At 69.7% G+C, this 25,202-nt stretch carries 28 protein-coding genes and 2 pseudogenes; 17 read left to right on the forward strand and 13 right to left on the reverse strand.

Features of this window, described 5'->3' with window-relative positions; translation table 11 throughout:
• Positions 1-26: 26 nt before the first annotated feature.
• Together KXC43_RS33985 and KXC43_RS33990 are read right to left on the reverse strand one after the other, a co-directional pair.
• Positions 27-1,619, reverse strand: a complete 1,593-nt coding sequence (locus KXC43_RS33985) for an MFS transporter (RefSeq protein ID WP_221380305.1) — start codon at positions 1,617-1,619, stop codon at positions 27-29.
• Positions 1,609-2,280, reverse strand: a complete 672-nt coding sequence (locus KXC43_RS33990; RefSeq protein ID WP_221380306.1) for an LppX_LprAFG lipoprotein — start codon at positions 2,278-2,280, stop codon at positions 1,609-1,611. The genes KXC43_RS33985 and KXC43_RS33990 overlap by 11 nt, the downstream gene beginning before the upstream one ends.
• Before the next feature lie 210 nt (positions 2,281-2,490).
• Between KXC43_RS33990 and KXC43_RS53610 the strand changes: the two are divergent.
• The 8 genes and pseudogenes from KXC43_RS53610 to KXC43_RS34025 form a co-directional block, all read left to right on the forward strand.
• Positions 2,491-3,195: pseudogene (locus KXC43_RS53610) on the forward strand (PA domain-containing protein); the annotation flags it as partial.
• Positions 3,196-3,264: 69 nt separating this feature from the next.
• A pseudogene (locus KXC43_RS51575) lies at positions 3,265-3,939 on the forward strand (M28 family metallopeptidase); the annotation flags it as partial.
• Positions 3,940-4,209: 270 nt separating this feature from the next.
• Positions 4,210-4,638 carry a YbaB/EbfC family nucleoid-associated protein gene (locus KXC43_RS34000; RefSeq protein ID WP_221380308.1) on the forward strand — a complete coding sequence of 143 codons (429 nt, stop codon included), beginning with the start codon at positions 4,210-4,212 and terminating at the stop codon, positions 4,636-4,638.
• Between the two features lie 8 nt (positions 4,639-4,646).
• On the forward strand, positions 4,647-4,961 hold the full coding sequence (locus KXC43_RS34005; protein WP_255645307.1) for a hypothetical protein: 315 nt from the start codon (positions 4,647-4,649) through the stop codon (positions 4,959-4,961).
• A gap of 3 nt (positions 4,962-4,964) precedes the next feature.
• Positions 4,965-5,459 carry a WXG100-like domain-containing protein gene (locus tag KXC43_RS34010; protein ID WP_221380310.1) on the forward strand — a complete coding sequence of 165 codons (495 nt, stop codon included), beginning with the start codon at positions 4,965-4,967 and terminating at the stop codon, positions 5,457-5,459.
• Between the two features lie 30 nt (positions 5,460-5,489).
• The gene (locus tag KXC43_RS34015) at positions 5,490-5,960 is read left to right on the forward strand and encodes an EndoU domain-containing protein (protein ID WP_221380311.1); all 471 of its coding nucleotides are present in this window, start codon (positions 5,490-5,492) and stop codon (positions 5,958-5,960) included.
• Positions 5,961-5,978: 18 nt separating this feature from the next.
• Positions 5,979-6,422 (forward strand): hypothetical protein, encoded by a 444-nt coding sequence (locus tag KXC43_RS34020; protein ID WP_221380312.1) that lies wholly within the window; start codon positions 5,979-5,981, stop codon positions 6,420-6,422.
• 125 nt (positions 6,423-6,547) lie between these two features.
• Positions 6,548-7,387, forward strand: coding sequence for an SDR family oxidoreductase (locus KXC43_RS34025; protein ID WP_221380313.1), 840 nt, complete (start codon positions 6,548-6,550; stop codon positions 7,385-7,387).
• 61 nt (positions 7,388-7,448) lie between these two features.
• Here KXC43_RS34025 and KXC43_RS51580 read toward each other — a convergent pair whose 3' ends face one another.
• The 6 genes from KXC43_RS51580 to KXC43_RS34050 all read right to left on the reverse strand — a co-directional run bounded on the left by KXC43_RS51580 (position 7,449) and on the right by KXC43_RS34050 (position 11,151).
• Positions 7,449-7,577 (reverse strand): hypothetical protein, encoded by a 129-nt coding sequence (locus tag KXC43_RS51580; RefSeq protein WP_255645308.1) that lies wholly within the window; start codon positions 7,575-7,577, stop codon positions 7,449-7,451.
• Between the two features lie 131 nt (positions 7,578-7,708).
• Positions 7,709-8,170, reverse strand: a complete 462-nt coding sequence (locus KXC43_RS34030; RefSeq protein WP_221380314.1) for a hemerythrin domain-containing protein — start codon at positions 8,168-8,170, stop codon at positions 7,709-7,711.
• Between the two features lie 75 nt (positions 8,171-8,245).
• Positions 8,246-9,325: a glycosyltransferase gene (locus KXC43_RS34035; RefSeq protein WP_221380315.1), complete on the reverse strand. Its 1,080-nt coding sequence runs from the start codon at positions 9,323-9,325 to the stop codon at positions 8,246-8,248.
• Positions 9,322-10,461 carry a glycosyltransferase gene (locus KXC43_RS34040; protein WP_221380316.1) on the reverse strand — a complete coding sequence of 380 codons (1,140 nt, stop codon included), beginning with the start codon at positions 10,459-10,461 and terminating at the stop codon, positions 9,322-9,324. The genes KXC43_RS34035 and KXC43_RS34040 overlap by 4 nt, the downstream gene beginning before the upstream one ends.
• Positions 10,458-10,859: a glycosyltransferase family protein gene (locus KXC43_RS34045; RefSeq protein ID WP_308129385.1), complete on the reverse strand. Its 402-nt coding sequence runs from the start codon at positions 10,857-10,859 to the stop codon at positions 10,458-10,460. The genes KXC43_RS34040 and KXC43_RS34045 overlap by 4 nt, the downstream gene beginning before the upstream one ends.
• Before the next feature lie 109 nt (positions 10,860-10,968).
• The gene (locus tag KXC43_RS34050) at positions 10,969-11,151 is read right to left on the reverse strand and encodes a hypothetical protein (protein WP_221380317.1); all 183 of its coding nucleotides are present in this window, start codon (positions 11,149-11,151) and stop codon (positions 10,969-10,971) included.
• Between the two features lie 450 nt (positions 11,152-11,601).
• Here KXC43_RS34050 and KXC43_RS34055 point away from each other — a divergent pair, with 450 nt between their 5' ends.
• Positions 11,602-13,230: a methyl-accepting chemotaxis protein gene (locus KXC43_RS34055; RefSeq protein WP_255645310.1), complete on the forward strand. Its 1,629-nt coding sequence runs from the start codon at positions 11,602-11,604 to the stop codon at positions 13,228-13,230.
• Positions 13,231-13,258: 28 nt separating this feature from the next.
• Here KXC43_RS34055 and KXC43_RS34060 read toward each other — a convergent pair whose 3' ends face one another.
• Complete coding sequence (locus KXC43_RS34060; protein WP_221380318.1) at positions 13,259-13,483, reverse strand: hypothetical protein; 225 nt, start codon at positions 13,481-13,483, stop codon at positions 13,259-13,261.
• 210 nt (positions 13,484-13,693) lie between these two features.
• On the opposite strand from KXC43_RS34060, the gene KXC43_RS34065 reads away from it, so the two are divergent.
• The 3 genes from KXC43_RS34065 to KXC43_RS34075 all read left to right on the forward strand — a co-directional run bounded on the left by KXC43_RS34065 (position 13,694) and on the right by KXC43_RS34075 (position 16,514).
• Positions 13,694-14,452: an ATP-binding protein gene (locus tag KXC43_RS34065; RefSeq protein WP_221380319.1), complete on the forward strand. Its 759-nt coding sequence runs from the start codon at positions 13,694-13,696 to the stop codon at positions 14,450-14,452.
• Positions 14,453-14,672: 220 nt separating this feature from the next.
• On the forward strand, positions 14,673-15,482 hold the full coding sequence (locus KXC43_RS34070; RefSeq protein WP_255645332.1) for an ATP-binding protein: 810 nt from the start codon (positions 14,673-14,675) through the stop codon (positions 15,480-15,482).
• A gap of 207 nt (positions 15,483-15,689) precedes the next feature.
• Positions 15,690-16,514 (forward strand): ATP-binding protein, encoded by an 825-nt coding sequence (locus tag KXC43_RS34075; RefSeq protein WP_221380321.1) that lies wholly within the window; start codon positions 15,690-15,692, stop codon positions 16,512-16,514.
• Positions 16,515-16,545: 31 nt separating this feature from the next.
• Here the strand turns inward: KXC43_RS34075 and KXC43_RS34080 are convergent, their stop codons facing one another.
• Positions 16,546-16,719, reverse strand: coding sequence for a hypothetical protein (locus KXC43_RS34080; RefSeq protein ID WP_221380322.1), 174 nt, complete (start codon positions 16,717-16,719; stop codon positions 16,546-16,548).
• A gap of 115 nt (positions 16,720-16,834) precedes the next feature.
• Here KXC43_RS34080 and KXC43_RS34085 point away from each other — a divergent pair, with 115 nt between their 5' ends.
• From KXC43_RS34085 to KXC43_RS34095, 3 genes are all read left to right on the forward strand, one after another.
• Positions 16,835-17,755: a YihY/virulence factor BrkB family protein gene (locus tag KXC43_RS34085; protein ID WP_308129386.1), complete on the forward strand. Its 921-nt coding sequence runs from the start codon at positions 16,835-16,837 to the stop codon at positions 17,753-17,755.
• 227 nt (positions 17,756-17,982) lie between these two features.
• The gene (locus KXC43_RS34090) at positions 17,983-18,360 is read left to right on the forward strand and encodes a DUF5994 family protein (RefSeq protein WP_221380323.1); all 378 of its coding nucleotides are present in this window, start codon (positions 17,983-17,985) and stop codon (positions 18,358-18,360) included.
• A gap of 135 nt (positions 18,361-18,495) precedes the next feature.
• Positions 18,496-19,512 carry a fatty acid desaturase family protein gene (locus KXC43_RS34095; protein ID WP_221380324.1) on the forward strand — a complete coding sequence of 339 codons (1,017 nt, stop codon included), beginning with the start codon at positions 18,496-18,498 and terminating at the stop codon, positions 19,510-19,512.
• Here KXC43_RS34095 and KXC43_RS34100 read toward each other — a convergent pair.
• Entirely contained in the window at positions 19,506-20,231 is a 726-nt protein-coding gene (locus tag KXC43_RS34100; protein ID WP_221380325.1) for a GAF and ANTAR domain-containing protein, read from the reverse strand. The genes KXC43_RS34095 and KXC43_RS34100 overlap by 7 nt on opposite strands.
• A 41-nt stretch (positions 20,232-20,272) precedes the next feature.
• Positions 20,273-21,010, reverse strand: coding sequence for a GAF and ANTAR domain-containing protein (locus tag KXC43_RS34105; protein ID WP_308129387.1), 738 nt, complete (start codon positions 21,008-21,010; stop codon positions 20,273-20,275).
• Between the two features lie 225 nt (positions 21,011-21,235).
• Between KXC43_RS34105 and KXC43_RS34110 the strand changes: the two genes are divergently transcribed.
• On the forward strand, positions 21,236-22,498 hold the full coding sequence (locus KXC43_RS34110; RefSeq protein ID WP_308129388.1) for a SpoIIE family protein phosphatase: 1,263 nt from the start codon (positions 21,236-21,238) through the stop codon (positions 22,496-22,498).
• Positions 22,499-22,732: 234 nt separating this feature from the next.
• Positions 22,733-22,936: a cold-shock protein gene (locus tag KXC43_RS34115; protein WP_221380327.1), complete on the forward strand. Its 204-nt coding sequence runs from the start codon at positions 22,733-22,735 to the stop codon at positions 22,934-22,936.
• Positions 22,937-23,071: 135 nt separating this feature from the next.
• Here KXC43_RS34115 and KXC43_RS34120 read toward each other — a convergent pair whose 3' ends face one another.
• Positions 23,072-25,075, reverse strand: a complete 2,004-nt coding sequence (locus tag KXC43_RS34120) for a M6 family metalloprotease domain-containing protein (RefSeq protein ID WP_221380328.1) — start codon at positions 25,073-25,075, stop codon at positions 23,072-23,074.
• Between the last annotated feature and the right edge of the window lie 127 nt (positions 25,076-25,202).

Genomic DNA, 25,202 nt, shown 5'->3' on the forward strand with positions numbered 1-25,202 from the left:
GACACGGTAGAGGATGGAGGGCGTCCCTATTGCCCGTTGACCGGCTTGGGCTTGTCGGCGCTGACTGGCTGGGGCTTGCCGGCGCCGGCGGGCTGGGGCTTGCCGGCGCTGATCGGCTCGGGCTTGTCGGCGCTGACGGACCGGGGCTTGCCGGCCAGCAGCAGGCCCAGCAGCGCGCCGAGCGTGCAGAGGGCCGCCGTGATCAGGAAGATCTCGCGGTATTCGGTTTGCAGAGCACCCTTGAGCGCGACCTCGTAGGCGGCGAGCCGGGCTTGGTACTCGGCTGGTTCGACGCCGAACGGCAACGGGGTGTCGAGGTTCGCGGTCAGTTCCTGGAAGCGGTGCAGGCCCCACGCGGTGAGGGCGGCCACGCCGAGCAGCATGCCGACCATCCGGGCGACGACCGCTGCGGCGGAGGCGATGCCGTGGCGGTCGGGGGGTGTCACGCGAAGCACGGCGGCGGAGAGCGGCGCGATGACCAGGCCCAGGCCGAGGCCGGCAATGGCCAGGTCGGTGTCCAGGCGAGGGAGGATTCCCGCGTGGCGGGCGGCGAGGACGTCGGCCGGCCAGTAGGCGATCAGCGCGTACCCGCAAGCGGCCGTGAGAAGGCCGATCAGGGTGACCAGCCGCTCGCCCAGGCGGGTGAGTATCAGGCCGCCGAGAACGGCGCCGATCGGCAGGGCGATCAGGAAGCGGGTCAGCAGCAGTGTGCCGCCGAACGCGTCCCTGCCCAGCAGGGTCTGCGCGACCAGCTGGACGTCGACCAGCGTCACCATCAGGGCGGCGCCGGTGCAGAAACTCGCGCCGAGCGCGGCGAGAAAAGGCGTCAGGTGTACGCCGGTCGGGTCGAACAGCTTGGTGCGGGCTCGCCTTTCCCACAGGGCGAAAAGCACGAGTACGACCACCGCCGCGCCCAGGGTGGGCAGGCCCCACGACGGCAGCACCGCGCGGTCGGGTTCCGGGTTGTAGAGGCCGACGACGAGCAGGGCCAGGCCCGCGGCGAGCAGGATGCCGCCGAGGACGTCGACCGGGCGGCGGTGTGGCCGGGGGGTGGTGTCGCGGGGAAGCGCGAACAGAACGGCGACGGCGGCCAGCGCGGCCAGCGGGATGTTGATCCAGAAGATGCCGCGCCAGCCGATCAGGGCGGCGGTCGCGCCGCCGTAGAGCGGGCCGAGGACGCTGCCGAGTTCTTGCGCGGCGCCGACCGTGCCCAGGGCCACCGCGCGGCGGTGGTGTTCCGTCCACAGGTCGCCGGCCAGAGCCATGGTCACCGGGAGCAGCGCGCCGCCGGCCAGTCCCTGCAGCACGCGGCCGGCCACCAGCCACTGGATCGACTCGCCGGAGGCCGCGGTGATCGCCGAGCCCGCGGCGAAGCCGGCCAGGCAGGCGACGATGACGGCACGGCGGCCGAGCCGGTCGGAGAGTGAACCGAGCAGCGGCATGCCGGCCACGTACCCGAGCAGGAAGCCGGTCACGATCGGCGTGGCACGCTCGAGGTGGTTGAGCGCGATGTGCAGGTCGCCGAGAATGTCGGTCAGAACCGTGACCACGACGTACGCGTCGAGGGCGGCGAGCAGGACGGTGGCGCCCCCGACACTGATCGCCAGGTTACGGCGCACTGATCGTTACCGGGGCGTCGAACTCCTTGAACGTGACCGTGACGGTGCCCCCGGACAGGGTGAAGGTCGCCTTGAGCAGACGCTTGTCGGCGTCGGCGATCCACAGCTTGGCCGGGATGCTGTTGGTCATGCCGGGGATCAGCCCGGCCAGATCGGCGCCGGTCGTGGTGGCCGCGACCCGCCAAGCGTCCTTGCCGTCGACCGGCTCCGACGCCTCGGTGGTGGCGCCGGTCGCCGATCCGAGCACCTTGGCGATGCCGCGGTCGGGGTCGAGGATGGCCGACGGGTCGTAGACCGAGGAGGCCAGCGTGAGCGGCAGCGTCTGGTAGCCGCCGGTCGGTCCCTTCAGGTGGATCTTGTCGCCGACGATCACGAACTCGAGCTCGACGGGCGTGCCGGACTGCTCGACCTGCGCGGTGCCCTTCGCGCTGCCTTCCTTGGTCAGCGTGCCCTCGGCCCGGCGCAGGCTGAGCCCGGCGATCTCACCGTCGGCCCCGATCAGGAACTGCGTGGTCTTGATCTCGCGCATGGCGGCGGCCGAGTCTTTCACCAACGTGTCGCCCGGCGGCAGGTTCTCGCTGCTCGCAGCCTTGTCAGGGGTGCACGCGACGAGCGCGAACAGAACGGCGGACAACGCGAGGACCGGGCGGAGTCGGGACATACCGCGAATGCTAGACGGGCGCGCAAATCTACTGTGGCCGGCCCGGCCTTTGCCGTCGTCAATTTCCGTGTTTCGTGGACCTTTTCGGAATCTGCTGTTGTCGTACCACCCGATCGGGCCATCCCGGCCGCCCGGACCGCGAGTTACGTTCGGGCGACGCGTCTCACGGAAAGTCACTGTGGTCTATCGATCAATTGATCCGGGGGAATCATGCGCAACTTTCTTCGTAGGGGGGCCGTCGGCGCCGTTTCGGTAGCCACGACCCTGGCTCTGCTTCTCGCCCAGCCGGCCCCCGCGAACGCCTCGTCGCTCGACGACGTGTTCGCCAAATTGCTGGTCAAGCAGGTGACCGGCGCCCATGCCAAGCAACATCTCGACGCCCTGCAGGGGATCGCCGACGCCAATGGCGGCAACCGCGCAGCGGGAACGCCCGGCTACAGGGCCTCCCGCGACTACGTAGCCGGCAAGCTGCGCCGGGCCGGATACAAGGTCACGCTCGACCCGATCAACTTCGTTCAGGGCTGGACCGAGAACAGCCCGCCCACGCTGAACCAGACCGCCCCGGGCAGCAAGGTCTACGTCCCCGGCGAGGATTTCTTCACCTTCACGCCCTCGCCCGCCGGTGATGTGACCGCGCAGGTGCAGGGGGTCGACCTCACCCTGCCGCCGGCCCCGGCGCCCGCCTCGACCAGCGGGTGCGAATCGGCCGACTTCGCCAACTTCGTCGCCGGCCGGATCGCGCTCATTCAGCGCGGCACGTGCGCGTTCGCCACCAAGGTGCGTAACGCGGGATTCGCCGGCGCCGCCGGAATCATCGTCTTCAACGAAGGGCAGCCCGGCCGCACCGACGCCTACCAGATCGACATCGGGGAATGGCGGGCCGGAATTCCCATGGTCTTCGCCGATTTCGCCGTGGGCAACGAGCTCGCCGCCATTCCCGGCGCCACCGTCCGGCTCAAGGTCGATGCCACCCTGACGCTGGGCACCGACCACAACGTGATCGCCGAGACCCGGCTCGGCAACCCCAAGAACGTCGTGATGGTCGGCGCCCACCTCGACAGCGTGCCGGCCGGTCCCGGCATCAACGACAACGGTTCGGGCACCGCGGCGATCCTCGAGACCGCCCTGCAGATGCGGCATTACCCCGTACGCAACAAGGTCCGCTTCGCGTTCTGGGCGGCCGAGGAGATCGGACTGCTCGGTTCCGACCAGTACGTCGAGGGCCTGTCCGCCGCCCAGCGGGACAGGATCAGGCTGTACCTCAACTTCGACATGGTGGCCTCGCCCAACTACGCCTACAAGCTCTACGACGGCGACGACTCCGACGCAGTGGGATCCCCGGCCGGACCGCCCGGCTCCGCGCAGATCGAACGGCAGCTCGCCGCCTTCTTCGACCGCCGCGGCCTCGGCCACGTCGGCACCGACTTCGACGGCCGCTCCGACTACGGCCCGTTCATCGCGGTGGGAATCCCCGCCGGCGGCATTTTCACCGGCGCCGAAGGCCTCAAGACGCCGGCCGAGCAGGCCCTGTTCGGCGGCACCGCCGGCGTCGCCTACGACGTCTGCTACCACCAGGCCTGCGACACACTCGCCAACCCGAACATGACCGCCTTCGACGTCAACGCCGACGCCATCGCCGACTCGGTGGCCCGATTCGCCTTCAACACCACCGCAATTCCCTGACGAGCAAACTCCGGTGACGGGCGCCGCTCCACAATGCCCGCCCATAGTTCACCGGCACCGCCGAGCGCGGCCGCCCATCGTCACTGCTGGTGGGCGGCCCCGCGACGCATCCTCGAGCTCGTGTGAGGGCTGACAAGCTGCCACCTCCTTGACCATCCTGCCGCTCCCCCACGAAGCACCGTCGTCGGTGGACAAGGTTCGATATGTTCGCGATGGGGCGAGACTGCCTGCGCGAGGAGGTGGACGATGACCGGCCCGATCGATCCGTCCGGTCTGGGCGGCACGCTGGCCGACGTGGTGGCGGCACTCGGCCGGGCTCAGGAGCCCTCCGGTGACCAGGACGAGCAGGAACCACCCGTCGGTACGGGTGAGGCCGCTGAGGGGCGGGTCCGGGTTCGGGCGGCTCTGCCCGGGCGGATCGAGAATCTCGAGCTGGAGCCCTCGATGCTGCGGCTGAGCGCCGAGGAGCTCGCGCGGGAGATCGAGTCGGCCGTCAACGCCGCACTCGCCGACCTGCAGGGCCGGGCCGTGGCCACCGCCGGTACGGCTGACCTCGGCGTGCTCACCGACCAGCTCAAGGACATTCAGTTCAACGCCGAGCGCCAGTTCGCGAAGATGACCGCGTCGCTGGTCGAGGCGCAGGAGCAGCTCACCCGCCGGGCCGGCGAGCGATGACAGGCTTCATGATTGATCCCGCGCGCCTCTCGGCGTCCGGGTCGGCCCTGCAGAGTGTCGCCTCCAGGCTCTCCGCGGAGCTGACGTCGTTCCAGTCCGAGCTGGCCGGTTTCGGTGCGCCCTGGGGGAGTGACGACATCGGCTCCCTGATCGGCGCTGCCCATGACGAGGTGTCGACGTGGGCGTTCGAGTGCTACCAGGACGCTCTGGACGAGATGGCGTCGGCCGGCGCCGACGTGGTGGACATCAGCGCGCAGCACCTGGAGGTGGACGAGAACGTCAGCCGCCGGTTCCGTGGGCTGCTCGACGAGCTGGGGCGCTGACGCGTGGGCCTGGACATCCCGGACGAGCTCCGGTCGCTGCTGGGCATCCTCGGTTACAACTGGCCGGAGGCCGACGAGACCGCGCTGGTCGAGATGGGGCAGGCGTGGATGTCGTTCTCCGGTCGGCTCGAGGCGCTCGTGTCGGACGCGACGTCGACCGCCACCGAGGTGTGGACCGAGCACGAGGGCGAGGCCGTCGCCGCGTTCCAGGCCTGGTGGGCCCGGGAGGACAGTCCGGCCATGGCGCTCCTGGACGGCGCGAACGCGGCCACGCTGACCGGCACCGGCCTGATCGTCTGCGCAGGGATCGTGCTCGCGCTCAAGGTAGCGGTGATCGCCCAGCTCGCCATCCTGGCGGTGGCGATCGCCCAGGCGGTGGCAACAGCGGTGCCCACGTTCGGCGCAAGCCTGGTCGAGATCCCGATCTTCCAGCAGTTGACCCGGACGATCGTCGGGAATCTCGTGCAGGAGGCCATCACCCAGCTGCTGGACGCGTGACCAGGCATGGCCAGGGGCTCCGGCAAGCTCATGCGGGCCGCGCTGCGGTTCCTCCGCAAGACTCGCAAGCGTGCCCGCCCGGATCGGATGAATCCGCACTTCACCACCCACACCATCGGTGGCGGTCACGTGAAGCCGGGCCAGCCCAAGGGCTCCGGCTATCACTACCGCCCCGGCGGCGAGGACTTCCCCGGCCGCCGGATCGTGCCCGGCTCCAGGTTCACCTACCCGAACGGCGTGTACAGGGCGGATCCTGAGTTCTTCGACCCGACTCTGAACCCGCCGGCCGGCGCCTGGAAGCCGAAGGCCGGCAACGGCGGCGTCAGCACGTTCTTTCCCGACGACTGGACGCCGGCACAGGTGGACAACGCGGTGTCCGGCGCTTTCAAGAACTCGACGCCGTTATCCGGGAACGTGTGGGTCGGTACCTACAATGGCGTCACGATCAGAGGCTTCTACAACCAGTCCGGCGGCTTCACGCACGGCTGGCCCGTTCCCTAGCGCACCGGAGGGCTCGCGGTGAGTGTCGTCAGCTTGCGGATCGATCCCACCTACCGCCAGCCCGTCTACCAGGTCGAGGACCAGCGATACGACCTTCTGGGCGAGTGGCTGACCACCGACCTCGGCACGTTCTTCCTGGTCGTTCTGGACGCGCTCGCGATGGCCGATGACGTGGCTCGCGGCGAGCCGCCGTTCGAGGAGTGGAGCAGCGAGAACTATGCGGTGTCGTTCACTCCGTCGGCGTTGCTGATCGCCAACCTGTGGGTGCCCGGCGCCGAAGGCGAGTTCCCGGCCGACGTCGCAAGGGCGGCGATCGAGGACTACTGGCGTTTCCTGTTCGCGCAGCCCGAACGGCCCGCCGTCCGGGAGTATCGTCCCGACCTCCCGGAATGGCAGGCCGAACTGCTGCGGTGGGAGGAGAAATGGGGCCGTACCCACCCGTACCGGGGGCGGCTCTTCTGACACGGTGCACAGGCTTTCCGCAGGAGTGAGCCTCGCGAGGACGGGTACGTGGCTGCCAGCCGGGTGTGCGGCGAAATTCGCCGGAGCGTCTCGGCCGGTAGACCCGACGAGCGGGAGGACAGACGATGACTGACAACGAACCGCAGCAGCAGCCGCCCGGCACGACGCAGCAGATGCGCCGGCAGCCGGACCACGGGGAGGACAGCTACCGGGGGAACGGGCGGCTGAGCGGCAAGCGGGTGCTCATCACCGGTGGCGACAGCGGAATCGGGCGGGCTGCTGTCATTGCCTTCGCCCGTGAGGGCGCGGACGTGGCGATCTCCTATCTGAGCGAGGACGAGGACGCCCGGGACACCGCTGCCCTGGTGGAGAAGGCCGGTCGTAAGGCCGTGCTGATTCCTGGTGACCTCACCTCGCGGGAGCACTGCCGGGCCGTCGTCGATCAGGCCGTACGGGAGCTCGGGGGTCTTGACGTGCTGGTCAACAACGCCGCGTTCCAGATGACGCACGAGACGGTCGAGGAGATCAGCGACGACGAGTGGCAGCACACGTTCGACACCAACATCACCGCGATGTTCCGGCTGGTGCAGGCGGCACTGCCGCATCTCGGTGCGGGCGCCTCGATCATCAACACCAGCTCGGTGAACTACGACCAGCCCAAGCCGACGCTGCTGCCGTACGCCACCACCAAGGGCGCGATCGCCAACTTCACGGCGGGTCTGGCGCAGCTGCTCGGCGATCGCGGCATCCGGGTGAACGCCGTCGCCCCGGGCCCGATCTGGACGCCGCTGATCCCGTCCACCATGCCGCCGGAGCAGGTCGAGGAGTTCGGCAAGAACACCCCGTTGGGCCGGCCGGGTGAGCCGAAGGAGCTGGCGCCGGTGTACGTCCTGCTCGCCTCGGACGAGGCGAGCTACATCTCCGGCGCCGTCATCCCGGTGACCGGCGGTAAGCCGATTCTCTGAAGCGCGCCGGGCCGGCGTCACGCCGGCCCCGGCACGAAGTGCGAGCGCGCGGACCGAAAGGTCAGCGGCCGGTCTGCGGAATGTGTGAGGCGGACTTGTCGGCGACCTTGGCCTTCTTCGCGGCCCGCTTCTCCTTGATGGTGCTGCTCTGCTTCTTTCGACTTTCCTTGTGCGCGGATTTGTCAGCCATGTCAGCTCCTCGTATCTCGCGCGTGCCCTGACGGTCCGGAACCTCCGAAGGCGAGCCGCACCGGCAAGCGGATGAGTTCAACGTACTCCGTGGAGCATGCCCGCATCGTGTCAATCCGATCGCGCCGTTTCTCAGTCGAGGGCCATGATCCGGACGTCCTGCATGGCGCTGGCCATCATGTGCAACCGCTGAGCCGGCACGTAGTGGCGAAGCAGCGGGAACTCGTCCCTCTCCTGGTCCGCTGCGTGGTCGAACAGGGCGTCGCACACGGCCGCGAACCTGGCGTCGAAGCCGGCGTGCTCGACGCCGAGCCGGCCGAGCTCGGCGAGCGAGCGATCGAGTTGCTCCCCCTTCGCCTGAAGGCGGAGGGCAACGGCGTCGCCGTCCGGGCCGCGGTTGCGAACGGCCGGGTGAGCAACGGCGAGTTCCCCGAGCTGGTGCCGACGGACGGCCTGTTGCAAGGCGGCGACCGCGTACTTCTTACGGTCGGGCCCGGCCACTCGCACGTCGGTGCACAGCCGTCGGATCTGCTCGTGCTCATGACGCAGGACATCGACGATGTCGGGCGAGGCGACGATCTGGAAAGTTGTCATGGCTGCCCCTGGCGTTGGCGGAACGGCGCCGAGGTCTGGGGCGATGACACCCCTGACACTACGCGCATGGGCGGCTCACACGACCGACCTGGCGGGGGAGACGGCAACGCCCGTGCCGGAACCGCTTCGGTGCTGGAGGGTGGAGATGAGGGCCAGGGTGGATTCGGCGCCCTGGTTCAGGTTGGGCCCGTGCAGGGTCAGTCCGTCGTAGCCGCCACCGGTTGCCGGGTCCCACATGGCGTGGCCGATGTCGTTGGCGCCGAGGAACCAGTCGACGGATCGGCGTACTCCGATGTGCCAGATCTCCTCACCGGTGATCGCCGCGGCGGTGGCGCAGGCGTCGGCCAGCGCGGCCACTTCGATCGGTTGCTGGTCGTGCCGGAGCCGGGGGCCGCCGGATTGCCAGCCTGACGACGGGAGCACCGAGAGGCGGTTGTCGCGCGTCTGGATGTTCAGCAGCCAGGTCAGCATCCGCAGGCCCGTGGCCAGGATCGGTGGGTTGTCGAGGAGATCGCCGGTGACGATGAGAGCTTCGGCGAGGGCGGCGTTGGCGTAGGTGAGTCGTTGCTCCGGCCACGGCCAGCCCGGGTCGGGCCCGGGACGGCCGATGACGGCGGCGGCGTCGGCGAGTAGGTCGGTGGCCTGCTGGTTGCCGGGGTGGGCGCGGACCACTTCGGCGGCGCCGAGCGCGGCGAAGGCCATGGAACGCGGGGCGGTTTCCCGGCACCAGGCGCCCAGGTTGAAGGCGAGAAGTGCCTCCTGGCGGATCCACGGGACCGGGCAGCGGGCAGCGGCGGTGCCGAGACCCCACAGCGCGCGGCCCCACCAGTCCCCGAGTCCGGGCTGGTCTGTCCAGTTCCGGTGGAACCCGAGCCGGTTGTGGAAGGCGCCCTGGGTGTCCTGCGCATGGGTGAGGAAGGTCAGATAACACTCCGCGAGGCGGAGCACCTCGGCCGAGGGGGCGGGCTCGCGGCTCGTGACCACGAGGCCGCGGGCGACGTCGTCGGTGCAGTAGCCGTGCTCGCGCCGGGCCGTGGCGTGGCGTGCGTGTTCGAAGAGGCCGGTGTCGTCGGTGAGCCGGGCCAGATGCGCGAAGGTGGGGGCCGGAACGGTCCGGCCGGTTGTCGGTGCGACGGTGGCAGTCCTGACGGTCACGGGCCGGCCACGGCGACCGGGCCGGCGGTGACGGAGACGAGCTTCGCGGCCACGTCGTGATACTGCTCTGCGACGGCCGGCCATCGTAACGCCGGTCCGCCGTGACCGTTGCGCTCGAGCAGAGTGGCGACCAGCGCGGGCTTGGTGACTATTCGCCGGATGGCGGCCGCCAGGGCGACCGGCTTCCGGTGCGGTACGAGCAGACCCGGCCCGTCGGTGAGCAGTTCCACCGCGTGCGGGAAAGCGGTTGCGACGACCGGGATCCGGGCCGCCACCGCCTCGACGAGGACGCCCGAGGTGACCTGTTCGGTGGAGTCGTACGGCAGCACCACGACATCGGCGGAGCGGATGAGCGCCGCCAGCGCCGCGTCGTCGAGATAGGCCGGCTCGTAGCGCACCCGATGCGCGACGCCGAGGGTCGCGCCGAGCTGGTGCAGGCCCGCCCGGTAGGCCTCGCCGTGCAGCTCGACCACCTTGGGGTGGGTGCGGCCGGCCACGGTGTAGACGGGCGCCGGCTCCAGGTCGTTCAGCAGCGCCAGGCCGCGCAGCGCCCACTCGATGCCCTTGCCCGGGCCCAGCAGGCCCCAGGTCAGCAGGTGAGGCTGGGCGAGCCGGGGTTCCTCGGCGCCCGCGTAGTCGGAGGCGCCGTGCGGGATCACAGAGACTTTGGTGGCGTCGACGGTATAGCCGGCGAGCAGCCGGTCGTACGCCGACTTGGTGATGGTGACGACCGCCCCGGCTGCCGCCACGATTTCCTCGAGCAGTGACTTCTGGCTCGGCGTGGGGCGGGTCAGCACGGTGTGCAGCACAACGAGGCTCGGCACGGTGAGCCGGCGCATCACCGAGAGGACCTCTCCGCCGTCGCGGCCGGGGTAGATGCCGTACTCGTGCTGGATGACGGCGACGTCGAAGGTGTTCAGCACCTCGGCGGCCCCGCGCCAGCCGGCCGGCGTCGTCGCCGCCCAGGTGTGCACCACACCGGGTGTGGGTGTCAGGTCGTCGCCGCGGGCCGCAACGCGCACGACGCCGCCGGATACGCCGGTCGTGCCCAGGTGGGCGGCCAGTGCGGAGTTGAAGGTCGCCAGGCCGCAGCGAGTCGGTGGGTGAGTGCTGAGGAATCCGTACCTCATGGTCATGTGCCGTACCTTTCGGTCATCGGCCCGCATCGGGTTGTCCCGGCCGGGTCGAGAGAGCGGAGGGGGTCAGCGCCCGGGGGTGAGCGGACGTCCGGCTCGGCATCCGACATCGACACGAACGAGGAGTGGCTCGCCTGACAGGCAGGCAGGATTCGCAGGCTGGAGAACCCGTGCACGGTCGTGACCAGGGCCGCCCGGCAGTGCTGGGCGAGGGCGAGCGGGAGCCAGTCGAGGTGACTGTGCACGATGTCGAACTCGTGCGACCGGGCCAGGGCATGCGAGACGTGCATCGCCTCAGCTGTCCGGCCGTCCGTGGACGGATCATCCGCGTACCTGCGTCGGCAGACACCGTCGAGCCGGGCCGTGGTGATGGAATCCAAGGTTGCGAAGAGGGTCACGTCGACACCCGCGGCAACGAGGCCTTCGCGAGCAGACCGGTCACCCGTTCCCAGGGGCCGTACGCTCGCGGCGGGGTACGCCATGCCACCGGCCCCAGGAGGCCGACCTTCACGCGGGCTCGGACCCGGCCAACTCGGCCAACCCGGCCGGATCGAGGTGGAGGGTGGCCAGCAAGCCGCCGTGCTTGGAGGGGTCGATGCGGTCGGGTAGTTCCCGGTCGACGAAGTCGGCCCGGTCGTGCAGACCACGTTCCCGAAGAACGGCGATCACAACTGCCTTGGATATGGTCATTGTCTGCTTCCTGAAGGTGCCTGCGGCGTGAGATGAGGCCGCCGGATTCTGGAGCGACAGTCCCAGCGTACGCCTGCCGTCGAGGCCGGGCCGTGTTCGGTGACCCACGACGACCGCGAGGGCCCCGGCATCGCTGGAAAGGGCCTGGATCAGCTGTCGGTGGCGGACCGCCGGATCAGTCGCCCAGGAATCGCGGCGACCGCGTCGATGCCGGACGCTGCCGCGAACAGGTCACGCATGACCGTGCGGGCGTCGGCCCGCAAAGGTCACTACACCGCGCCCAGGAGCCCCTTCGACACCGGCCGGAGACGTATCCGTCCGGAGTCCGGCCGGAGCGGATCGCAATGTGGCCGGCTTTTCGCATGTCCGGCTCAGCAGTTGTCCGTTTCCGCCGAACGGTGCACAGGGAGGACCGTCTGACGGTTGCAGTCGAGGACTCGGGAGAGCCGTATGAGCGCACCAGCGAAGACACCGCGGGCAGGCAGCCGCCTCAACGACCTGGGCGTGGGGTCCAAGGTCATCCTGGCGGTGGCCGTAGTGGCCCTCGTGGCCGTGGTGACGGCTGGTGTCGCCTGGACCAGGCTCGGATCGCTCGACGATCGGATCCAGAACCTGCGGACCACCAACATCACGCGGCTGGACGCGCTGGTCACATTGCAGAACGGCATGTCGGACATGTACCGGGGGCTCTTCCTGTACCAGGGCGCTCAGACAGCCGCCGAGAGAACCACCCACAAGGACTCCGTCAAGGCCGGGCAGGCGGCCGTGGACGCCGCCGGTGACCGGTACGTCTCCGCCCCGGACCCGTCGACCACGTGGCAGACGCAGACGCAGGCGTTCGGGGGCGCTTGGGCGAAGTACAGGGCGTTGGTGAACTTTCTGCTGTTCAAGGAGGCCCCGCCGGCGGGGGTCGAACTTCCCACCTCGCAGGCCGAGCAGTACGCAGTGTGGGGCGAGGCCGAGAAGACGATGAACACCGCCGTCGACGAGCTCATGGCCCTGGAGCGATCGCAGGCGGCGCAGAACAGCGCCGGAGCCCATGACGAGGCCTCCGGCGCCGGGCGGACCATCCTCATCCTCGTGCTCGTCGGCGTCGCGCTCTCCGTCGCGATGGCGATGATGATCGGCCGGAACATCTCCCGCCGCCTGGCCGACGTTCGTGATGTGCTCGACGCCGTCGCCGACGGCGATCTGACCAGGAACGCGACCACCGCCGGGCGCGACGAGGTCGGGGTGATGGCGGGGGCGGTGAATCGAGCCACGACCTCGATCCGGCAGACCGTCGCGGCGCTCGCGGACTCCTCACGCCTGCTCGCCGAGTCGTCGCACCAGTTGTCGGCGTCCGCGGAAGCCATTGCCGGCAACGCTCACGAGACCTCCACCCAGACCGGTCTGCTCGCCACCGCCTCCGAGGGCGTCTCACGCAGCGTGCAGACGGTGGCGGCCGGCACCGAGGAGATGGGTTCGGCGATCCGGGAGATCTCTCAATCGGCCAACGACGCGGCCGGTGTCGCGTCGCAAGCGGTCACCGAGGCTGCCGCCACCAACGCGACCGTCGCCAAACTCGGCGAGTCCTCGGCCGAGATCGGCAACGTGGTCCGCGTGATCACCGCGATCGCCGAGCAGACCAATCTGCTCGCCCTCAACGCGACCATCGAGTCGGCCCGGGCGGGCGAGGCCGGCAAGGGCTTCGCCGTGGTGGCCAACGAGGTCAAGGACCTGGCCCAGGAGACGGCGAAGGCCACCGGGGACATCTCGCAGCGGGTGGAGGCGATTCAGGCCGACACGGACGGCGCGGTCGCCGCGATCGGGCGGATCTCGGCGATCATCGCGCAGATCAACGACTATCAGACGACCATCGCTTCCGCCGTCGAGGAGCAGACCGCCACCACCAACGAGATGAGCCGGTCGATCGGCGAGGCCTCGGCCGGTTCGAGCAGCATCGCGGACAACATCGCCGGTGTTGCCGCCGCCGCCCGGACGACAACGGCCACGGTCGCCGAAACTCAGCGCTCGGCTCAGGATCTGGCCCGGATGTCGAGCGAGCTCGAGTCAGTCGTGGCTCGGTTCCGGGTATAGGGAACGAGGCTGCGAGGTCCACGCGCCGTCAGACCACAGCACCCCGAGGCGCGACCTCGATCGCAGCGACGCCCCGGCCGTACAGCACGACGAGCCGCTCGCCGTGCTTCGCGCGCAACGCTCCGGAATCCTCGGCCAGGGTCGAGATCACGTGTTCCACCAGCTCGTCCTCGCCGGAGATGCCGGGCTCGTTGCAGGTTATGTCCATGCGGTCGCCGCCGACGAGCCGTACGCGCAGCACTGTAGTCGCCATGTCCTGACGCTACTCGTCTCGTGCCGTCGGCCGACCAGCGCGAAGCACCCGCCACCACCGAGGTCCTCCAGCGACTGCGTGGGGGCGCCTCGGCCCGCGTTGGCCTATAGTCCGGAGTGCTGGACCGCTGTAGTCACGAAGATCAAGCTGGTCCTTTCTGCTGCCCCAGCCCCCGGTAGCGCACTTCAAGGTGTCCTATCGAGGAGCATTGTGATCGAGCAGCGCCCGGCTGTGCGGGCCGGCATCAGCATCGACAGCGCCGAGGACGGCGCCGTTATCGTCCTGGTCGTCCGCGGCAGCTGGAATGCGGCGTTGCGGACCGAGACTTTCGCCGCGTTGCAGCGGTGCCTTGCCGCGCACCCGGCCGGGCTCGTCGTCGACCTCACCGGTCTGGATGATCCCGGCGTGCTGAGCCTGCCGGCGTGGGCGGAGGTCCACGAGGTGAGCGCGGCCGTCGACCCGCCGGTGCGGGTCGCCATCTGCGCGTCCCCCGAGATGGCTCTCGCTCATCGGCTGCAGGAGGCGGCCAACCGGCGGCACCTACCGGTCTTCGCGAAACCGCGACAGGCCTGGTCCGCATTGAACAACCTGATCCCGGCGGCCGACCGGCGGGTGCTGCACACGCCCGCAGTGGTCCATGCGCCCGGCCGCGCCCGGCGCCTGATCGACAGCGCCTGCCGGACCTGGGATTTGCAACCGCTGCTGTTCAACGCCCGTTTGATCGTGAGCGAGCTGGTGGCCAACGCGGTGCGGCACGCCGGCACGGACATCCGCGTCACGGTGCTGCGTCAGGGCGGACGGCTGCAAATGATGGTCGCGGACGCGGATCCCCGTCTGCCTTGGATGCCCACCCCTGAGCCCGGCGCGCGGCTGATCAGTGGCCTGCATATGGTGCAGGCGGTTGCGGCGGGTTGGGGAACGATTGCGACTACCGGCGGCAAGCTGGTCTGGGCGGCACCTCGCGAATGACGACCGGCGCCGTTTCCGGTCCGAAGGTTGACTCTGTGGTGAGCGTCGATCCACGCCCGGTTGCTATATGTTTGCCTCAAGCGAGGAGGCACTATCTTCGCCAGCTGCTCCAGACCTCGGCAGTGCACCCGTACTGACAGAGTGCCCGGGAGCAGCCGTGCTTGGGGATGAGCGTCCCATTTCGCCTGATCATGCCAACGGCGATCGTGGCCGGTTGACGATGACTGCCGCCGGGAACCGGGACAGCGCGGCCCCGCCGAAGGCCCCCTACCTGCTCACCACCCTGACCGATCGTCGTGGTGTGGCGGTGGCCGTCACCGGCGATGCGACCACCGCCGTGGTCGAGATGACCGCCCATGGCGAATGGTCGCCGCACTTCGGCCACCAGATCTCCGCCTGCGTGCGGCTGTGTCTGGCCGGCCCGTCCGTCTCCGTCATCATCGATCTGCATCATCTCGACGATCCGTCCGGGCTCAGCATGCCGTTCTGGATAGCGGCCTGGAGCCGAGCCCAGCTCGCTGCTCCGCCGGTGAAGCTGGTGTTCTGTCTGCCCGTCACGAGCACGTTGGGCCGGCGGCTGCGCAGCGCCGAAGGACAGCGACCGCAACTGTTCGCCGGCACGGGGCAGGCGCGTCTCGCCGTCGCCGCGCTGGTGTCCCGGACCGACCGGCTACAGGTGCGCCTGGAGCCGCGACCGGATGGCGTACGCGCCGCGCGCGACTTGGTGAGGGAGGCCTGCCAAGCCTGGGACCTGCCCCATCTGCTGTACGACACCTCGTTGATAGCGTCCGAACTGGCCACCAACGCGGTCGAGCACGCCCGCACCGGCTTCGTCGTCACCCTGTCCCGGCAGGCCCGCCGGCTGCATGTGGCGGTGCAGGACGGCGCACCCGGATTCCCGCGCCTGCACCGAACGGCTGGTCCGGCCGCTCTGCGCGGTCGCGGCCTGCTGCTGGTGAACACGATCGCCGCCGCCTGGGGGGCTATGCCCACGCGGAGCGGCAAGGTGGTGTGGGCCACCCTGGCGTGACCCCGGCCGCCGGCCGTCACCCTTTGGTGAGCAGACATCCCGAAACCTGTGAGATAGCGTTGCCGTGCTGGGGAGGGTCTTTTCCCGGCCCTGCTGCCCCAGTCCCCGGTAGCGCGTCGAATGCGCCAACAAAGCCTGGGGAGCCACTGTGGTCGTCGTCAACCCTTTGCGGCCGAGCGGCCGCGCCGCGCGAGTCGCTGTCGCACAGTGACCGTCGCGGGCGGAGGGACGCAGAATCAGCCGATCGCGCCCCCGTATCTGCTCACCGCCGTCACCGAGGACAGCAGCCCGCGAGTGTCCGTGACCGGTGACGCCGGTCTGACGGTGGTCGAGATAGCGGTGCACGGCCGCTGGTCGCCGCAACTGGGTCAACAGGTTTCCGCCGCGCTGCGGATGTGCCTGGCCGGTCCGCCGACTCCCATCGTCGTAGCCCTGCACGACTTGGCCGATCCCCCGGGGGCCAGCCTCCCCTTCTGGCTGGCGTTGTGGCGGCAGGCCCGGCTCGAGACCGTGCCGGTGAACGTGGTGTTCAGCATCGCGGGTACGACCGTGTTGAGCCGGCGTCTCCGCTATCTCCGAGGACCGCAACCACGCGTCTACACCACCGCTGTCGAGGCACGCGCGGCAAGCGTCGCGCGGAAATACCGCACCGATCGTCTGCAGGCCTGGCTGGAGCCTCGACCGGCGTCGGTCGCGGCCGCCCGCGCCCTGGTCACGCGGGCCTGCGACGCCTGGGACCGGCCGAAGCAGTTGCAGGATGCCTGGCTGATCGCCTCCGAGCTGGCAGCCAACGCGGTCGAACACGCCCGCACCGACTTCATCGTCACCATGTCGCGCACCGATACCCGACTGCACCTGGCGATCCACGACTGTGTCGGCAGCTTTCCGGACGCGAGCGAACTGAGGCTCGCCGACCAGCCGGCCGAGCTCGGTGAACGGGGACGGGGCCTGCGGCTGGTGCACGCGACAGCCGTCGCGTGGGGCGCGGTGCCCACACGGGACGGCAAGGTGGTCTGGGCCGCCGTGGCGTGAGCGCGTGCTCGTCGCGGCGGGGGCGTGGCTGTCAGACCGGGTCGGGCTTGACCAGGTCGGACAGATCGAGGCGGAGGGTGGCCAGGAGACCCCCGTGCACGTTGGGGTCGATCTCGTCGGGCAGCTCCCGGTCGACGAATTCGGCCCGCGCGTGCTGGCCACGTTCGCGGAGAACGGCGAGAACGGTTGCCTTCGAAATGGTCATCTGTCTGTTCCCCTGACGGATAGGGCCGCCGAGGTCCGGAGCGACAGTCACCACAGTACGCCCCGTACTCCGAAGGTAGCGGCGTAGCCGGCGGCCGGGCGGGTATCTGGATCCCGTGGCAGGTCAACGTCGGGTGTCGATGGTCGGCGTCTTCTGGCGGCGACTGCGTCACCGCGTCGGGTGGCTGGACCATCTTGTCCGGGCAGGCGTCCGGTACGACCGGGCCGACGGCGGCCGGCTGGCTGCCGCGGTGACGTACTACTCGTTCTTCGCCACGTTCGCCTTAGGGCTGCTGGGCGGCGCCGTCTTCGGCTTCGTGCTGGACGATCCGGCGATGCGGGGATCGGTGGAAAGCTACCTCGCCGACAACCTGCCCCACGTGAACGTGCAGGCGCTTCGCGATGCCCGGGCCACAGTCGGCGTGATCGCGTTCATCGGCCTGCCGATCACGGGGTGGTTCTGGGTCGACGCGTTGCGGTCGTCGATCCGCCGGATGTGGGAGCTGCCGGAATATCCCGGCAACCTGGCCGTCCGGGTGCTCGTGGACCTTCTGGTGCTGGTGGGGCTGGGGCTGCTGCTCATCCTCTCGCTGGCGGTGGCGTATGCGACAACCGTCGCCGCGAACCGGGCGGTGGATGCGGCGGGCACGGGCATGGTGCTGTCGCGGTGGCTGTTGAAGGCGGCCGGATTGCTGATCGGCGTCGGATTCAACGCGGTTCTCGCCGCGGGCGCGCTGACCGGGGTGTCCCGCGTGCGGATGCCGTGGCGCCGGTTGCTGGGGCCCGCGTTGCTGGTGGCGGTCGGACTGGAGCTGCTCAAGACCCTCGGTGGTCTCTATGTTCGGCTCACGGAGGCCAACCCGGCCTATCAGCTCGTCGCGGGTTCGGTGGGGCTGCTGGTCTTCCTGAACGCGATCAATCAGCTGTTCCTGTTCGCCGCCGCGCTGACAGCGACCAGCACCGCCGGCCGTCCGGCCGACCTCGCCGTCGAGGACGAGGACGAGGACGAGCGCAGCGCGGCAGCGCGGGGCGGCTGAGGTCTGGGTGGTCCGGGAGGGTCGAGAAGCCGGTGTGCCTCGACACTACGCGCCCGGCTTCCGGCAACGCGTACCGTGGATGTCGACCGGTGCGCAGTCATCGGTGCCGGCTCCGGCCGGCGCGCGCGGCCGACGGCCGTGCGCCTCACGGCCTCAGTGAGCCTCGTCCTCGCCTGTTCCGCGGGTCGGACCCGCGCCTGCGGTGGTCCCGGACGACGGGATAGACAGTGACACCCCTGGAACATCAGCCCGATTCGGCGCCCGCTCCCGCTCCTCGAACGGGGCTCGAGTCGGTCAGCGACCACGACCTGCTGCTCGACCGCAGCTGGTGGCCCGGTCCGGACGACCTCGGCGCGCAGTTGCGCGTCCTGCTGCCCGCTCTCGACCAGATCCGCGGCCCGGTGGGGCGTCTGCTGCTCGGCGCCGCGGGCTGGACGACCCGGCCCCATCAGGTGGTGCTGGGCGAGCGCACGGTCAGCCTCGGCTATCGGGCCGATCAGCCGTCGTCGATGATCACCGTTCGCTGCCTCGACGGCGGCACCTTCACCATGCGGGTCGCGCCGTCCGACCCGGTAACCCGTTTGACCGTCCCGCTGGGCGGGTAGTTCTTTCCTACTGCACTTATCGCCTCAGGCGGACGTGTATCCGGCCGTCCAGACTCCGCGGCCTCATCGTCAGTTTCATGCTCGCCGGCTTGTCGACGTCGTCATGCCGGCCAGTCAGTTCTTAGGAGTCGCGCGATGAGCGCATCGGTGGTACAGCGGCCGAAGACGGCCGGTAGTGATTTCGCCGCTCTGAATCGGCAGATCGTCCAGGCCGGACTGCTCGAACGCCGGCCCGCCTACTACGCCGTACGAGCGGGTGTCGTGTCCGCGCTGTTCGCGGGCGCCTGGGTGCTGTTCTTCCTGCTCGGCTCGTCCTGGTGGAACATCGCGGTGGCCGGGTTGCTGGGGCTGGTCTTCTCGCAGGCGGCCCTGCTGGCGCACGACGTGGCTCACCGCCAGGTGTTCCGCACGAAGCGGCCCAGTGAGATCGCGGGCCGGATCGTGGCCAACATCGCGGTCGGGATGAGTTACGGCTGGTGGATGGACAAGCACACCCGCCACCACAACAACCCGAACCACGACGAGCTGGACCCGGACGTGCAACCCGAGGTGCTCATCTGGGCCACCGAGTCGGCGTGGGGCCGGCGCGGGGTGAAGGGCTTCGTCACCCGGCACCAGGCCGGGCTGTTCTTCCCCCTGCTGACGCTGCTCAGCATCGACCTGCGCATCTCCAGCATCAAGGCGCTGCGACGGCCGGGCATGAAGCGCCGCGGGCTGGAAGCCGGTTTGATGGCGCTGCACCTGGTCGCCTACGTGGCCGCGCTGCTGCTGGTGCTGTCACCGCTGCAGGCGCTGGTGTTCTTCCTCGTGCATCATGCGGTGTTCGGGGTCTACCTGGGGATGACCTTCGCGCCGAATCACAAGGGCATGCCCCACCCCGACGGCACCGAGGACTACCTGCGCAAGCAGGTGCTGACGTCGCGCAACGTCAAGGGTGGCCGGCTGACCGACGTGGCCCTCGGCGGGTTGAACTATCAGATCGAGCACCACCTGTTCCCGGCGATGCCCACCCCGAACCTGCCCAAGGCGCAGCCGATCGTCCGGGCCTACTGCGAACGGGCCGGGGTCTCGTACGAGGAGACCAGCCTGGTCAAGTCGTATCGGCAGGCCCTGCGTCATCTGCACGACGTCGGGGCCCCGCTGCGTCAGTGACCGCCCAGGTGGGGGAGGCTCGGCAGGTTGGTGACGATGGTGTCGGCGACCTCGCTGAGGCGGCGGTTGTTGCGGCGGGCGTAATCACGGATCAAGCTGAACGCGGCGTCCGGGCTCACCCCGCGGGCCTGGGCGACGATGCCTTTCGCCTGTTCGATGACGATGCGACTGTTCAGAGCACCCTGCAACTGGCCGGTGAGCACCTCACCGCGGTGGATGGCGCGTTCCTGCAGCAGGCCGATGACGGCCACGTCGGCCAGCGACTGCACTATGTGGGCGTCCGCCTCGTCCAGTTCGGTGGCGCTGCCGAACACACCCATCGCGCCGATGACCTCCTTGCGCAGGCGCAGCGGGAAGGCGTGTGCCGACTGGAAGCCGGCCTGGGCGGCCCGGGGTGCGAACTCGGGCCACTTCGCCGTCGCCGCGGCCAGGTTGACGTTGGTCACCGGGCGGGCCGTGCGGAACGCGTCGAGGCACGGACCGTCGCCGTACTGCAGTTGGAACAACTCCATGAGCCGTGCGCTCTCGTCGGAGGCGGCCATGAACGCGAGCCGGCCGCGATGATCCGCGAGCATCAACCCGACCTCACCGGTGCCGAACAGACCGGCTACCCGTCGAGTGAGCATCTGCAGGAACTCCACGACGTCGAAGTCGTCGACGAGCGTGTCGGCGACGTCGACGAACAGCGTCGCCAGCCGTTCGGCGGAAACGGTGGTCACAGCGGTCTACCGCCCTTCTCCGGATACCGGACTGACGGCGGTCACGGCCGGCCGCTATCAAACGAAACCCTACGCGCCACGACGTCACGCGCGACGTCTCCCAAGGCCCTGTCCTCGGCGTAGGCGTAGGCGCGCAGCCGGGCCAGCGCATCCGCCAGCGAGATACCCAACTGCACGGCCACCATTCCCTGCGCCTGGAACAGCTCGGCCCGCTGCCCCACCACCTCGTCGTCCAGGCCGTCAGCGGCGGCCCCGGGCACCGCCCGGGCCTGACCGTCGAGCAACGTCATCACCGCTATGTCAGCGAAGGTCAAAGCGTCCCGGAACTCATCCGGAGTCAGGGAGCCCACCTCGCCCCGGAAGACGTCGAGGGCACCCAGGCGCGCCGCGCCGATCTGCAGCGGGAATGCGAACACCGCTCGCACACCCTTGTCGTGCAGCGCGGACGCGTACCCCGGCCATCGGCTCATCGCCCCGTCCGAGAGGTCGGGCACGAGCACGGGCCGGCGATCGGTGAACGCGTCCAGGCACGGACCCTCACCCAGCGAGAACTGCAGCTCCTCGAGTGGTTCGTAGGCGGGCTCGGACACCGCCGCCACGCCCCGCATCCCGCCGGTGGCCAGCACGCTGACCCCGGCGCCGGAAGCGGACAGGGTCCGCCCGGCGGCGGTGCACAACCGGCGGAGCTTTCCCGCCACACCGTGGTGGTCACCGGGCCGGGACGGCTCGTCCGCGACCAGGCGGGCCACGCGGACGACGAACTCATCCACGACGGTCACCAGGGGGATCGCCGCGCCGTAGCAGCGCCGCCGGCGGGCGTGAACGGCTCTTCATGGCCGCACCTCTCCCTGACTAGGGGAACCGCCGAGGACCAGGGCAGCAGCACATCCGATAGTTCCTGTGAGCTTCACAGTACCGCCGCCCGGCGTGTGACCACGAGGCGACGTGCTCCCACCCGGATGAGAGACTCGACGGGTGAAACGACCAGGACCTCCGGTCACCGAGTGCGCCCGCCCTTGACGTGGCCGCTCGGCCGCCGGGCACACCGCCGGCGTGAGGCGGCACAACAGCCGGCGCCGCCCTCCGGCGTGTTTCCGGCTCTGCTCGAGGACGATCTCGGCGACCTGTATGACGAGGCGCCCTGCGGCTTCATCTCCACGCTGCCGGACGGCACGATCGCGAAGGTCAACACCACCCTGCTCAACTGGACGGGCTGGGCCCGGGCGGACCTGATCGGCCGCCGCCGCTTCGCCGACCTGCTCGCACCCGGCAGCCGCATTCTCTACGAGGCCCGGTACGCACCGCTTCTGTACCTGCAGGGCGAGGCCAAAGGCGCCGCGCTCGAGTTGCGTACCGGTGGTGACCACCCGCTGCCGGTTCTGATCACCTCCACCGTCAAGGTCGGACGCAGCGGTGCTCCGTTGCTGATCCGGACGACTGTCTTCGACGCGCGCGAGCGGCGTGCGTACGAGAACCAGCTGCTGGAAGCCCGGCAGGCGGCCGACCGCGAACGGGACCGGCTCCGCCTGCTTGTCGTCGGCCTTCAGCGCAGCCTGCTTCCGGCCTCGTTGGCGGCTCCGCCCGGCATGACGACGGCGTCTCATTACCACATGGCCTCCGACGACGAGGTCGGCGGCGACTTCTACGACATTTTTCCCCTGTCCGGCGACCGGTGGGGTTTCTTCCTCGGTGACGTCCGCGGAAAGGGGGTGGCGGCGGCCGCGGTGACCGCCGCCACCCGCTACACCTTGCGCGCGGCCGCCGTTTACGACTCCGAGCCGGTCGCTGTGCTCAAGAACCTCAATGCCGTCCTTTATCAGGAGTACGCCGCACCGGGGCACCGGCACTGCACGGTCATCTTCGGCGTCCTCGAACGGCGGGGCAGCGGCTACACCGCCACGGTGGCCTCCGGCGGCCACCCGCCGGCCCTCGTCGTGCGTGCCGACGGTTCCGCTGCGTACCACTCGACCGACGGTGGCGCGCTGATCGGCATTCTGGCCGAGCCGCGTCTGGTCGCCCGGACGATCTCGCTGGGTGCGGGTGACACCCTGATCCTGTACAGCGACGGGCTGACCGAGGCCCGCACCGGGAGCGGTGAGCGGTACGGCGAAGAGGCGTTGCTGGAGTTCGCGAAGGGGGCCGGTCCGACCAGCGCCCCGGCGGTCGTCGAGGCGCTCGCCGGCCTGCTCACCACGTTCACCGAGGTCGACGACGACGTTGCCATGATCGCGCTTACCGTGAACGGTTCGGCCCGGCCGCCGGCGTGAACCCGGTCGCCGGGTGCCGTGCGGCAACGCCCCAACGGGCTTACGTCCAAATCGCGCCGGGACGTAGGCCCGTGCTAGATTGGTCCGGTTGCAGTATTGATTTCCTTGGACGTTTCCCGACGCCTGATGGGTCTCAACCCGTCAGGCGTTTTTTGTTTCGTCGGTACACGGTGATCAGCGCGGCGACGCGGGGCGGCGCACAGTGCGCCACTCACGAGTCGACAGGAGAAAAACATGGCCACCGGTACCGTCAAGTGGTTCAACGGCGACAAGGGATTCGGCTTCATCGCTCAGGACGGTGGCGGCGCTGACGTGTTCGCACACTTCTCGGCGATCGCCTCCTCCGGCTTCCGCAGCCTCGAAGAGAACCAGCGGGTCGAGTTCGACGTCGAGCAGGGCGCCAAGGGCCTGCAGGCGGCGAACATCCGCCCGCTGTAACAAGACGGCCCGGCGCTCCTCGAAGAGCCGCCGGGCTTGGTGGCGGCCGGTTGCCCACGGTTGTAGATCCGCGTTCGCTCGCGTGATCTCCCCTGGTCAGCCGGCCGTCTCCGTTTCGGGCGCGGGCGGCAACGGTCATCGGGTCGTGCAGGATGTCGTGCTCCTGGCGGCGGGGTTGCTCTCCGAGGTGAGAGTCACCGTTGGCCGGCGGGTGCTCTTCGTCCAGACCTCCACCGGTGACGTCCGGCCGGCGGGGATGCCGACCACCGTGCGGGGGAGTGCGGCTCCCTCGGCCGTGACGCGGAAGACGTCGGCGGCTCGGCCGGTGTTGCGTACGCGAATGGTGCAGCGCGCCCAACCGGTGTGGTCGGGGCGGGCCGTGGCCGGGTACGCCTTGACGCCCCGGGCGGACGGGCCGGCTCCGTCGAGGGAGCGGACAGCCACCTCGTACGACAGCACGCCCTTGTTGTTCCGTTGGCGGTCGAGAACGTAGAAGTGCAGGCGGTTCGGCGTGTCGACGTACTCGAATCGGCTGCCCGAGCCGGTGCCGGCGTGGAAGAGGGCGTCGGAGAGCTGGCGGTAGTCACCGATCGTCATCTTCTGCGGCGTGCCGTCCGGCAGCACGAAGTCGACCTTGTCGATGTCCTGCGGGTTGGCGTCGACGGTCCAGATGAACGGGGCGGCGTCCGCGTCCTTGGTCTTGGCCAGCAGCACGCCGGAGTCGGGCGTGAACGAGTCGAAGCCCATCCGGTCGACCACCTCGAGCGTGTAGTTGCCGTAGCCGCCGCCGTCGCAGAACGGATCGGTCGCGGTGTCGCAGGCGGGCGAGCGGTCGCCGCCGTCGAGCGTCACGTTGATGCCCGCGAGCCCCTGATCGACCGCTCGGGCCGTCACGCGGGTCATGACCACACCCGAGGCGGCCAGCGCTTCGCGGGAAAGGCGCAGCACCGCATCGGACGAGACGATGCCGAGCTTCATCTTGTTGCGCAGCATGTGCTGGGCGCCCATCGACGAACCGGCCGTGCCCGGGATCAGCCAGCGGCTGTGCGGGCCGCCGGGACCGTTGAACGTGCCCCGGCTGAGCATTTCCCACGGTCCGCTGTAGTCGCGGCGGGCCGGGATCCCGTACGGGTTGTTGTAGTTGTCGCCGACCCCGAGGATGTGGCTGAACTCGTGGGCGTACGTCGACATGCCCGAGCTCTCGGCCTGCAGCGAGCTGCCCTGGGTCGCGTTGGGCCAGATGTTCGCCGACGCCTGCCACGAGGTCCAATCGACGTAGCGGGTGGCGTTCCAGTTCGGCAGCGCGTCGTCCGGCGGCCCGAAGTCCTCGGTCACGTCCTCTTTGGTGGTGAACTTCATCGGCCCGAACTCCTGCCAGGTGGCCGATTCGTCCTGCCCGGCCGAGAGGAAGAAGACGAAGTCGTAGCGGGCAGCCTCGTCCTCGCCCACCGCGGTGATCCAGGCGGCGCGGGCGTCGGTACGCAGATTGCGGCCGCAGGTGTCACCGGCCGGGCAGCCCTGCCCGCGCTGCATCTGGGCCTCGATGCCGTACTCGTGGCTCTCGTTCGGCATCTGGTAGACGCCGAACGCGCTCAGCTCGATGCCGAACCGCCCGTTGGAGTCCTCCATCCAGTACTCGTGGATGGTGTGGCCGCGGTTGAGCCCGCCGGGCCGGTTGAGGAAGTCGCGGTAGAACTGCGGCACGTCGGCGCGGGCGAGATTCTGGACGCCGGACGGGTTGCCGTAGATGGTGGAGTTCGCCGGCTGCGTGACGACGAACGGCTGGTTCGGATAGTCGACGAGCACGAGAGCGCCGTTGAAGTTGCGCTCCGACCCGCGTACGGCCGGATTCGCCCAGTCGGTGCCGGGCACCGGCCGGTAGTCGGACCACGTCATCGTGTCGGGCAGCTCGTAACGCTGGGGATCGATCGGCTGCGGCCCACCACTGCCCGGGCGGCTCAGCGTCGCGGCCTCGTCGACCTGCCACGGCTGGGTCTGCGGCCAGTGCCGCATGCGCCAGGGCGTGTCCGGGTCGACTTGCTCCACGGCCGCGGCCGTGGCCGGCGAGGCGGCGAGGGCACCGGCCACGGCCAGCACCACGACGGACATTGCCGAGACCAGGCGTCGCGCGCTCGTCATCCCGCCATCCTGGCAGGGGAATCGACAAACCTCAATGAGAGCGGTTGCGCCCCGGCGGCCCGTGGTGATTGCATAGCCGCGGCTGCCCCTCCGGCGCCTGTCAGGAGGGCGTCATGCTGGCTGGGCT

The organism is Paractinoplanes polyasparticus (assembly GCF_019710575.1).
Lineage (GTDB): Bacteria > Actinomycetota > Actinomycetes > Mycobacteriales > Micromonosporaceae > Actinoplanes > Actinoplanes polyasparticus.